This is a genomic window from Streptomyces palmae (assembly GCF_004684805.1).
Classification (GTDB): Bacteria; Actinomycetota; Actinomycetes; order Streptomycetales; family Streptomycetaceae; genus Streptomyces; species Streptomyces palmae.
Map to the genome: position 1 here is coordinate 1 of NZ_SRID01000003.1, position 10,782 is coordinate 10,782.

6 protein-coding genes and 1 pseudogene are annotated in these 10,782 nt (G+C 72.5%); 2 read left to right on the forward strand and 5 right to left on the reverse strand.

The annotated features are described in order from the left end of the window. Positions 1–59: 59 nt before the first annotated feature. A complete protein-coding gene (locus E4099_RS00810) occupies positions 60–2,081 on the reverse strand; it encodes an FAD/NAD(P)-binding protein (protein ID WP_135336917.1) in 2,022 nt (673 codons plus the stop codon). A 271-nt stretch (positions 2,082–2,352) separates the two neighbouring features. Here E4099_RS00810 and E4099_RS00815 point away from each other — a divergent pair, with 271 nt between their 5' ends. Both E4099_RS00815 and E4099_RS00820 read left to right on the forward strand, forming a co-directional pair. Then, positions 2,353–3,981, forward strand: a complete 1,629-nt coding sequence (locus E4099_RS00815; RefSeq protein ID WP_135336918.1) for a class I adenylate-forming enzyme family protein — start codon at positions 2,353–2,355, stop codon at positions 3,979–3,981. A gap of 189 nt (positions 3,982–4,170) precedes the next feature. Next, complete coding sequence (locus E4099_RS00820) at positions 4,171–5,505, forward strand: protoporphyrinogen/coproporphyrinogen oxidase (protein ID WP_135336919.1); 1,335 nt, start codon at positions 4,171–4,173, stop codon at positions 5,503–5,505. 167 nt (positions 5,506–5,672) lie between these two features. On the opposite strand, the pseudogene E4099_RS00825 reads toward E4099_RS00820, so the two are convergent. From E4099_RS00825 to E4099_RS00840, 4 genes and pseudogenes are all read right to left on the reverse strand, one after another. After that, positions 5,673–6,236 (reverse strand): annotated as a pseudogene (locus E4099_RS00825) (Rossmann-fold NAD(P)-binding domain-containing protein); the annotation flags it as partial. Between the two features lie 75 nt (positions 6,237–6,311). Continuing rightward, positions 6,312–8,579 (reverse strand): MMPL family transporter, encoded by a 2,268-nt coding sequence (locus tag E4099_RS00830; protein WP_167828246.1) that lies wholly within the window; start codon positions 8,577–8,579, stop codon positions 6,312–6,314. Between the two features lie 213 nt (positions 8,580–8,792). After that, positions 8,793–9,743: a UbiA family prenyltransferase gene (locus tag E4099_RS00835; protein WP_135336921.1), complete on the reverse strand. Its 951-nt coding sequence runs from the start codon at positions 9,741–9,743 to the stop codon at positions 8,793–8,795. Positions 9,744–9,818: 75 nt separating this feature from the next. Further along, on the reverse strand, positions 9,819–10,658 hold the full coding sequence (locus E4099_RS00840; RefSeq protein WP_167828247.1) for a methyltransferase domain-containing protein: 840 nt from the start codon (positions 10,656–10,658) through the stop codon (positions 9,819–9,821). Positions 10,659–10,782: the final 124 nt, after the last annotated feature.

Consider the following 10,782-nt stretch of genomic DNA (forward strand, 5'->3'; position numbering starts at 1 on the left):
GGGTCCCGCCGAGCGGGACGGAGTCGGCCGGCTGGTGGGTGGTCGGGCCTGACCGGAGGTCACCGGTCCCCCGGGGCGGTGCGGGTGAGCGCCGACCCCGGGCGGGGCCGCGGTGCCCCGGCTCGCCGGGGGCCGCCGGGCGGCACGGGGGTGCCGGGCAGGTCGAGGACCGCGCGGGCGATGGCGTCGGAGTCGCCGAGGGTGACCGAGTCGACGCCCGGCCGGATCCCCGCGGCGGTCACCCAGTGCACCGCCTCGGTCGGCACGCCGAAGGCGAAGCGGGCCGGGTGCGGCCGGCCCGCGGCGTCCACCACCCGGTAGGGGCGCGGGGTGACGGCGAGCCCGCCGGTGAGATGGCCGCCGCCCCCGCCGGACGGTATCCGGTACGGGCGGCACTGCCCGGTGCCCAGCAGATGGCGCAGCAGCGGATCGGCGGTGCGCCGCAGGTCGGTCTCGGGCAGCCGCGCCTCGACCAGGGCCCTGGCCCGTACCCGGGAGCCGGGCACCGCCGGGGACTCGGCGGTGAACAGTCCCGTCTCCGGATCCGCCCAGGCCCGCGTGCCGGGGCCGAGGACCCGCACCACCCCGGCCTCCAGCAGCGCGATCAGCTGCTCGATCCGGGCGGCGGGCGGGCCGATGGAGAGATAGGCGTTGAGCGGGGTGTACCAGCCGTCCAGGTCCTCGCGGTGCGAGTCGCCGTCCAGCCCGCAGTGGTCCACCAGTTGACGTATCTCGTTGCGCAGGTCCCGCAGCACGTCGAGCGCGGCCTTGAGCGGGCCGCTGACGTTTCCCGCGCGGGCCGCGGCGAGGTCCTTGCGCAGGTGGTCCACCAGCCAGTCGTGGAAGTCCTCCGGGTCCGTGAACCGCCGGTCGCGGTAGGGGCGCTGGACCAGCTCCCAGTCCCAGCGGTCGGCCGGCGCCACCCCGAGCCGGGTGAGCAGCCGGTCCTCCTCGCCCCCGTCTCCGCCATCCGGCTCGCAGACCGGGTAGAGCTCGCGCAGCTCCCGGGCCCGTTCCGGTTCCCCGCGCGCGGTGAGCAGCGCGGCGTAGTACGCCGTCTCCACTTCCTTGGCGACCAGCGGCCACAGCACCTCGCGGAAGTCGATCCCGGTGCCGGCCGCCGCCGCCCGGTCGCGCACCTTGGCGATGAAGTCGGGGGTGAGCAGCAGCGGCTGATGCCGTCCGGAGACGCCCTTCTCGTTCTCGCCGCGCGAGTGGTACGGCACCCCGCGCCGGGAGCCGGCGAAGAGCCGCGGTTCCCGGCCGGACGGCAGGTACACCAGCCGGCCGCCGCGGCGTTCGTACCGTCCACCGCGCCCCTCGGTGAACAGCGCCATGTGGTCGAAGAAGTTGAGACCCAGGCCGCGCAGCAGCACCGGCTCGTCCGGGCCGACCGCGGCGAGCCGGTCAACGGTGTCGGCGGGGTTGGAGGGGCCCTGGTGGATCAGGCCGCGCTCCGCCGCGAAGGACGCCAGGTCCCGGTCGGTGGGCGATGCCTCCAGGTCGAGATGGCCCTGGGCGAGCACCACCGCGTGCAGCGCGGTCAGCGGGGTGCCGTCGGCCAGGGTCACCGTCTGGGTGCCGTCCGCCGCGTCGTCGAGAGCCACCGCCGCCTGCCGGTGGACGCGCAGCGTCATGGTGCCCGGGGCTCGGGCGACCACCCGGCCGAAGGCCCATTCCAGGTAGCGGCCGTACAGGGCGCGGGTGGGATAGGAGTCCGGGCCCAGCGCGAGCGCCTCCGCCCGCACCCAGGGCTCCACCTCCGCCTCCTCCTGGGATTCGAACCCGGCGACGGACCGGGCCCACTCGTACAGGCTCGGCCCGGCCTCCAGCGGCCCGGCCATCGCCACGCTGTCGTCGGTGAAGACCGTCACCTGGCAGGCGACCGTGTTCATCAGCAGATGGTGGGACTGTCCGGTGCGCCAGACCCGGCCGGCGCCCGCCGCGTACGGGTCGACCACATGGACGGTGATCGCGCGGTGCTCCGCGGCCTGCCGGGCATTGGCGCACAGGCGCTCCAACACCGAAAGGCCGCGGGGTCCAGCCCCGACCAGGCAGATATCGAGGCGCGTGGCGCTCATGGCAGGTCTCCATCCCCGTACAGCCGTTGACTTCCCCGAGTATGACTCGCGATCGAGATCAGGACAGGATCGGGAGTTCGATCGTGCTCCGGGCCTACGGACCGCCGGAAGCGGCTGATTCTTGCTATCCGCCGCACCGGGATTGCCATGCGGATTGCTATGGCCGCCGGCCGCGCCGGTTTTTAGCGTGGACCTCATTCAGCGATGAGCCTCATGGCATGCGGGCCATTGTCGGCTCCTGAATGTCAATTCGGTGATGGGGAAGGCTGAAATGATATTTCGTAAGCACCCGGAGCATTTGGGAGTGCTGTTCGACTGGCATGCGGAATCCGCCCGGCAGACCGTCGCCCACCTCGACCGGCCCTTCGACATCGCTCCGGACGGCGGTGTGCGGTACACCGGCGACCAGCTGGCCGCGCTCGTCCGGGACTTCTCCGCCCGGCTGTACGCCGCGGGCGCGCGGCGCGGCGACCGGGTGGCCATCGTCAAGGACAACCACCTCGACCTGGTGATCGCCGCCGCCGCGGCCTGCCGCATAGGCGCCCTGCCGGCCACCATCTCCGCCGTCAACAAGCCCGAGGCGCACCGGAAGATGATCGAGCGGCTCACCCCCTCGGTGCTGGTGGTCTCGCCGGGCCCGCTCGCCCGTGCGGCGGCGGCCGGGGTCGAGTTGGCCGGTCCGGACACCCGCGTGCTGCTCCTGGGCGAACCGGGCGAGTTGGGTGACGAGGCGCCGAAGGAGGCCCTCACCCTCGCCGACCTGGACGGCGCGAAGGCCCCGCCGGTGCACATCGGGGGCCGCCACGAGCCGATGCTGGTGATGCACAGCTCGGGGACCACCGGTACGCCGAAGCTCGTCGTCCACTCGGCCGCCACCCTGCTCCACGGCGTCGCCAAGATGGAACGCATCCGCTTCCCGGTGCTGGCGAGCAAGCACCGGGACGTGGCGGCGAGTTCCATCTCCTTCGCCCACGGCCGCTCGGTCTCCTGGCTGACCGGGCAGTTCGTGCTGGCCCCGGAGAAGATCGTGGTCATCTCCCGCCACGACCTGGAGACCGCGGCCCGGATGATCGACCGGTTCCGGCCGACCACCCTGGAGGCGTGCCCCAACGTCTTCCAGCGGTGGGAGGAGATCGCCCTGGACCGGCCGGAGCTGTTCGCCCGGGTCCGGCTCTACGTGGGCACCTTCGACGCGGTGCACCCGCGCACCGTCCGCACCTTCCTCAACGCCTCCGGCCGCCGCTTCCCGACCTGGCTCCAGGGCTGGGGCCAGAGCGAGGTGGGGCCCATGTGCTTCACCCTCTTCACCCGGGGCCGGATGCGCAGGATCTCCGAGGACTCCTCGGTCACCAGCGACATCGGCTGGCCCTCGCCCGGCCTCACCCAGGTCAAGCTGGTCGACATCGAGACCGGCAAGCCGGTGGGCCGGGGCCGGCCGGGCCTGCTGCTCGCCGCCACCAAGGCCCGCTGCCTGGACTACCTCGGCGAGTCCGACCGGCACCAGGAGAAGGTCCTGGGCAAGTGGTGGAACACCGGCGACGTGGGCGAGCGCGGCAGGTTCGGCCGGCTGAAGCTGGTCGACCGCGAGGTGGACATCATCCCGGGCACCAGCGGCATCGAGTTGGAGAGCATCCTGCTCGACCGGCTGCCGCGGGCCAGTGATGTGACGGTGCTGGGGGTGCCGGGCCGGCCGCCCGTACCGGTGCTGTGCATGAACGACAACCGGCTCGACCCTCAGGAGTGGGCGGCGGCGACCCGGGGCCTGCCGCAGCTGGACGAGCCGCGCCTGGTCCCCTTCGACGAGGTGCCGCGCACCGCCACCTGGAAGGTGCGCCGCCTGGACCTGCGGGAGCAGGTGCTGGGCAGCAAGGAGGCCATCGGCAGCGGTCGTTGGACCTGATCGGCCCCGCGCACGCCGCCGACCGGAGGCTCCCGGGGCCCGCACGGAACCGCGCGGCCCCGGGAGCGTCCGAGTCGACCGACCGCCCACTGCGCCCCCGGTCGCGGACCACCCGGCGCCGGTGGACCCAGCACGCCCGATGCACCCAGCACACGCAGGAACACGAGGAAGGCCGAGAAGGGGAGAGCAGTGACCGACATCGACATCGCCGTGATCGGCGCCGGGATCGCCGGACTGACCACCGCATACCGGCTGGCCCGGGAGGGCCACCGGGTCGAGGTGTTCGAGTCCGAGGACGAGCCCGGCGGAAGGATGCGCTCCGCCCGGATCGACGGCTACACCATCGACCGCGGCGCGGAGACCCTGAGCCCCTACGGCTACCCCGCCACCTGGGAGTTCATCGAGGAACTCGGGCTGGAGCGGCGCGGCATGCTGCACCGCATCCAGCACCCGGTCGGGCTGTGGCGGCAGGGCCGGACCCACCCGTGGGTGGGCCACCCCAAGTCCGTACTGCAGGGCGCCGGACTCAGCTGGCGCGGCCGGGCGCAGCTGGTGCGGATGCTGCTGACCGGCCGCGGCCGGGGCGCGGTCGACCCGGACCGGCCGGAGGACTCGGTGTACGGCGGCATGACGCTCGCCGAGTTCGGCAGGCGGCACGGCGACGAGCTGGTGGACCGGTGCCTGGGTCCGGTGGCCTCCGCGGCCTTCGGGTGGCTCCCCGAACGGAGCGCGGCGGCCCCCATGCTGGCGCTGATGCAGGGCACCCGGGGCATCTACCGCTGGCACACCTACCGGGACGGCCAGGACACCATGGCCCGGGTGCTCGCCGAGCGGCTCAAGGTCCATCTGTCGACCTCGGTGCGGTGCGTGGAGCGGGACGGCAAGGGGGTCAGGCTGAGCTTCGCCGACGGCACCTCGGTGACCGCCCGGGCCGCCGTGCTGGCGGTGCCGGCACCGGAGGCCGCCGGGCTCCACCCGGGCGCGCCGGAGGAGGAGCGGGCGTTCCTCCAGGCGTCCACCTTCACCACCATGATCCGGGTCAGCGTCATGCTGGACCGCCCGCTGGAGCCCCGGCGCACCTCGGGGCAGCCGCACCTGTACGCGTTCGTGATGGCCGCCGGCGAGGACTCACTGCTCTCCGGGGGTACCGCCGAGCACAACAAGTGCCCCGAACGCGTCCCCGCCGGGCGCGGCCTGGTCACCCTGCTGGTCTCGCCGCGGCGCGCCGCCGAGGTCTACGACCTCCCCGACGAGCAGGTGCTGGAGCGGGTCCTGGACGAGAGCGAGCGATTCATCGACGGGATACGCGGGGCGTACGTGGGGCACCAGGTCACCCGCTGGCGCCACGGGCTGCCGGAGGCGCCGCCGGAGGCGCTGGCGCTGCGCGGCCGGTTCGTGGACCGGGCGGCGCAGCCCATCGAGTACGCGGGCGACTGGCTCTACCTTCGGCCCAGCAGCGAGGCGGCGATCGCCTCCTCCAAGCTCGCGGTCGACCGGGTCCACGGCTGGCTCGCGGACAGCTGAGGGGCTGCCCCGCACACGGCACGCACGGACGGCGGCGGGTCCCGGTACCCGCCGGTGGGCGCCGGCGGCCGGTCCGGGCCCGGATACGACGTCGGCCTTCACGACCCCTGGGGGTGGTGGAGGCCGGCGTCGTCCTCGTGTCCGGCCGAGCGGTCAGGGGCGGGGCCTCACCCCAGGGCCGCCACGAGCGCGCGTTCGGTCTCCGCGGAGAGTCCCGCCCGGCGGGTCCGGTGGAGGCCCTGCTCGCGCTCCCAGCGCAGGGTGTCGGCGAGGAGCTCGGCGCGGGAGCGGTGGCGCAGGCCCGCCGCGGTGGCGGCCGATCCGTCGCGCGCCGACCAGCCCTCCCAGCCCGGATCGACCACCCACAGGGGCAGCGAGTCCTGGCCCATGTACTGGGTCACCCCGTGCGCGAGGAGCTTCTCGGCGGCGACCGCGACGACCGGTCCGGTGTGGCCGCCGACGTCGCGCGACAGCTCGATCCACTCGGCGAGCGGCACCATCGGGCCGACCGCGTTGAAGGTGCCGGTGACGCGTCGCTCCGCGGTGTCGAGGAGCCAGCTCGCCAGGTCGCGTACGTCGATGGCCTGCGTCGGCAGCTCGGGGGTGTCGGGGACGAGCAGCGGCGCCCGGGGGTCGCGGGCGGCGCGGGCGACCCAGTAGCCGGAGCGGTCGCTGCGGTCACCGGGCCCGCCGATGAGCCCCGCGCGTGCGACCAGCAGCCGGTCGGCCATCAGGGTGGCCCGGGAAAAGGGGGTGGCCGCCCGGGCGGGGGACCCGGGCGGCCACAGGGGAGATGGTTCGTGGGGTCAGGTACGGCCGGTCAGGTGCTCCTGCCGCTCCCCGACCGCGGCCGAGGACCGGGCCCCCGGACCGGCCGGCTCGGTGCCGGACTCGCTGATGCCGTAGCGGTTGTGGAGGCGGCGCAGCGGACCCGGGGCCCACCAGCAGACCTTGCCGAGCAGCCGCATCGCCGCCGGGAGCAGGATGCCTCGGATGAGGGTGGCGTCCAGCAGGATCGCCAGCGGTACGCCGAGGCCCAGGGCCTTCATGTAGCTGATCCCGGAGGTGATCATCACGATGAAGACCAGGGAGAGGATGACGGCCGCGTAGGTGACCACCTTGCCGACCCGCTCCAGGCCGGTCGCCACCGCGAGTTGGTTGTCCCCGGTGCGGTCGTACTCCTCCTTGACGCGGGAGAGGATGAAGACCGCGTAGTCCATGGAGAGGCCGAAGGCGAGGGTGGCGATGAGGATCGGGGTGGTCCAGGTGATCGCGCCGGTGTTGATGAAGTCGCCGACCAGCCACTGGAGATGGCCGTCCTGGAAGACGAAGACCAGCGAACCGAAGGTGGCGCTCAGGCTGAGCACGCTCAGCAGCATCGCCATCAGCGGCAGCAGCAGGCTTCCGGTGAGCAGGAAGAGCAGGATGTAGGTGCCCAGGCCCAGGATGGTGAGCAGGTAGGGCAGCTTCTCGCCCACCAGGTCGAAGGTGTCGACGGAGATGGCCGGCTGGCCGCCGACGGTGACCGAGAACGGCGCGTCGGTCTCACGTACCCGGTCGACCAGGGCCTCACCGTCGTCGGAGAGCCCGTCCACCGCGGGCACCACCGACAGATAGGTGGACTTCTCGCTGGCGAACTGCTTGGCGAGCGGGCCGGCCGGGGCGATCTGCTTGCCCTTGACGTAGGTGCCGGTCAGGGCGTCCACCCGGGCCACGTCGGAGAGGGCGGAGAGCTTGGCCGCGTACGAGGCGATCTCCTGCTGGTGCTCGGCGGGGGCGCCGATGTTCCGCGCCACCACCGGCATGGCCTGCGCCTCGCGGTTGTTGAAGTTCTCCGCCACCACCTTGGCCACCTGCGCGGACTGGGCGGACTTGGGCAGCATCTGCTCGTCCGCCAGCCGCATGTTGAGGTCGACCACGGGGGAGGCGAGGAAGGCCATCAGCACCAGCACGCCGGCGGCGAGCGGCACCGGGCGGCGCATCACCACGGTCGCCAGGCGGTGCCAGAAGCCCTCGCCCTCGGCCGCCTCGGCCTTCGGCTTGCGGCGGATGAGCCGCAGCTTGTCGATGCGCGGCCCGGCCCAGGCGAGCAGGGCCGGCACGATGAGCAGGGTGGCGACGGCGGCGGCGAGGGTGGTCACGGTGCCGCCGACGGCGATCGACTGGAACATGCCGAACGGCATGACCAGGAGGGAGAGGAACGCCACCGCGAGGGTGACGGCGGAGAAGGAGACGGTCCGGCCGACGGTGCGCATGGTCGCCCGGATGGCGTCGTCCCGCGCGATGTCGCCCTTGGCCAGCTCCTCGCGGTAGCGGGTGATGAAGAGCAGGCTGTAGTCGATGGCGAGGCCGAGGCCGAGGAAGGTGGTGATGTTGACGAGCAGGTTGTTCGCCTCGAACACGAAGGTGAGGGCGAACATCAGGCCGAACACCAGCAGCATGGTGGCGAGCGCCACCGCGAGCGGCAGGGAGGCGGCGACCAGCGAGCCGAAGATGACCACCAGCACGATCAGGACGAGCGGGAACACCAGGCTCTCGGCGCGCGAGGCGTCCTTGGCGGCCGTCTCGGTGTTCTCGTAGTTCATCAGGGCCAGGCCGCCCAGCTTGATGTCGAGGCCGTCGACCTTCCCGGTGTAGGTGTCCTTGAGGTCCTTCACCCGGTCGTTGACCTCGTCGAAGTCGCCCAGGACGGTGCCGGTCACCATCGCCTGGTCACCGGAGGAGCTGCGCATGGTGGGCGTCTTGCCGAGCGACCAGTAGGAGGCGACGCCCGCGACGTACTTGTTGTCCTCCAGCTCCTGGGTGAGCTTCAGACCGGCCTGGGTGACGGCCGGGTCGTCGACGCCCCGGGAGTCCTTGACCACGAGGGTCAGGTTGGGCCGGCCCTGGCCGAAGTCCTTCTCCAGTACGGACTGGGTGCGGCCCGACTCGGTGTCGTCGTTCTCGTACCCGCCCATGGTCAGCCGGTCGGTCAGACCCATCGACGCGCCGCCCACACACAGGACGATGATCAGCACGGCGAGCAGGATCTTCTTCGGCCTGGGAAGGATCAGATTGGCTAATCTGTCGAGCATTGCGGGGTCTCCTGTCGGCGACGCGCGCGGCGGTGCGCCGCACACGACGGTCGGGTTCGAGTGTTGACGAGCCGTGTGGAACAGTCTGTACCGGAAACTGGGTGTGGTGCAAGCCGTTCCACACTTCTGGCGTGCCATCAGGCGACCGGCGCGGGCCCGGTCCTGCGCCCCGCGCGGCCGTACGGCGCCGGCGGCGCTGCCTCGCGCGCCTGGTCAGACGTGCAGCGCCAGCGCGTTGGCGAGCATCAGGACCGGTACGCCCCAGCGGTGCAGCCGTATGCCGAGCAGCCGCGCCACCAGCACATCGCGCCGCAGCAGCCCGGCCCGTATCTGCGCCACCCGGCCCGCCAGCAGCGGAAGGAGCAGCAGCGCGAACCACGCCGGGACGGCGCCGGCGGCGATGGCCACCGCGATCGCCGCGGGCTCCAGCAGATGGAAGGCCACCACGATCCGCCGGTAACCGGCCTCCGTGCTGAGGGTGGCGAGGTTGCGGCGGCCGGCCAGCCGGTCACCCTCGACGTCGTTCATGTTGGAGTAGGCGGACACCAGCAGGCTCCACAGCCCGAACAGCACCGTCTCCAGCACGATCAGGCCGGTCACCTCGCCGGTCAGCAGGGCGTACGGAAGGAGCACCGCGAGCCCCGGGCTGAGCAGGATCAACTCCTGGCCGCCGTGGTAGCTGAACTTCAGCCCGTACGAGTACTGCGCGTTGGTGACCAGCACCAGCAGCATCGCCACCGCCGTCCACGGGCCATTGTGCGGAGCCACCGCGAGGGTGACGGACCACAGCACCGCCCCCCACACCGCCGCGCCCCAGCCGAACAACTCGGCCTGACGCACCGAGAGCGCCCCGCTCAGCAGCGGCTTGCGGCTCAGATCCCGCAACGCGCCGTTCTCCGGCGTGTAGTTGCGCGCGTCGCTGCCGTCCCGGATGCCGGTGACGTCGTCCAGGGCGACGGTGGCGGCGACCACACCGACGTAGCCGGCTGTGTAGAGGAGGAGGACAGCGAAGGTCCTGCCCTCCCACAGCGCCGCGCCCGGGAGCGCGCACCACACCAGGAAGGCGCTCAGGTAGTAGTCGTAGAAGGAGAGTTTGCCCAGTCTGACGTAGGCCCTCAGCCGGCCTCGGACGTCGGGCGGCGACGCCGTACTCACTGCGGACATGCGGAAGCTGCCTTTCGGTGATCAAGGGCTGGGGGAGCGGGGACACCGGCGCGGCCGGCCGGGACGGCGGGTGGCTCAGCGCGGCCTGCGGCCGACGGTCGAGATCAGCACCTGGGTCAGCCAGCGGTTGCCCGGGTCGGCCATCTCCCGCAGCGCCTCCTCGATCCGCGCCTCCTCCAGCAGCCCCTCGGCGAGCAGCCGGGGCCGCAGCGACTCCAGCCAGAGCATGTAGTGCCGCGCCTGGCGGGAGCCGCCGTGCACCATCACCGCCCGGCCCTCCGCCGAGACCTCCTCCAGGCCCTGCGCCAGCACGGCCTCCAGGTCGAAGTGGCCGCCGCGCGGCTCATGCCCGGAGCGCCGCATCAGCCCGTACCCGGCCGCCTTCACATCCGCCAGGAAGTCCTCCGCGACCGCACTGCGGAACAGCGGCAGCGAGTCGGTGTCCTCCAGGAACAGCACCCCGCCGGGCTTGACCGCGCGCACCAGGCGGGCGATGGCGCCGGCCCGGTCCTCCAGGTGCTGGACGACCATCCGGGCGTGCACCACGTCGAAGGCGGCGGCCGGCAGCTCCTCGTGGCGGAGGTCCAGGGTGACGGCCTCGACGTTCGGAGTCCCGCGCAGCCAGTCGAGCCGCGAGGTCTCCAGATCGACGGCCATCACCCGGCCCCGGGGGCCGACCCGGTCCGCCAGCCATCCGGTGATCGACCCGGAGCCGGCACCGACCTCCAGCGCCGACCAGCCCTCGGTCACCCCGATACGCTCCAGGCGTTCTATCGTGCCCGGGTCCCAGATCGCCTCATTGGTGCGCAGCCGCTCGGATTCCCGGTCCCAGGTCTGGTCGAATACGTATTCCTTGGGCTTTTCGGCCTCCGGGATTCCGACTCCGTTCCGGGTGGCGTTTTCCACCATGCTCATCGAGCACCCCTTCCACGTTGTCCCATGTCCTCGACCACCCACGCTAGGAACCGGTCCGGCGCCCCTGCCATGGCAATTGAGTGCGGGAGGAGGGGGCAGACGCAGGCAGTTATCTGCTACGGAC

What these genes read in the sequence shown, in the direction of transcription:
- E4099_RS00810 (WP_135336917.1), bottom strand. Translation starts at nt 2,081, where the DNA reads ATGAGCGCCACGCGCCTCGATATCTGCCTGGTCGGGGCTGGACCCCGC.
- E4099_RS00815 (WP_135336918.1), top strand. Translation starts at nt 2,353, where the DNA reads ATGATATTTCGTAAGCACCCGGAGCATTTGGGAGTGCTGTTCGACTGG.
- E4099_RS00830 (WP_167828246.1), bottom strand. Translation starts at nt 8,579, where the DNA reads ATGCTCGACAGATTAGCCAATCTGATCCTTCCCAGGCCGAAGAAGATC.
- E4099_RS00835 (WP_135336921.1), bottom strand. Translation starts at nt 9,743, where the DNA reads ATGTCCGCAGTGAGTACGGCGTCGCCGCCCGACGTCCGAGGCCGGCTG.
- E4099_RS00840 (WP_167828247.1), bottom strand. Translation starts at nt 10,658, where the DNA reads ATGAGCATGGTGGAAAACGCCACCCGGAACGGAGTCGGAATCCCGGAG.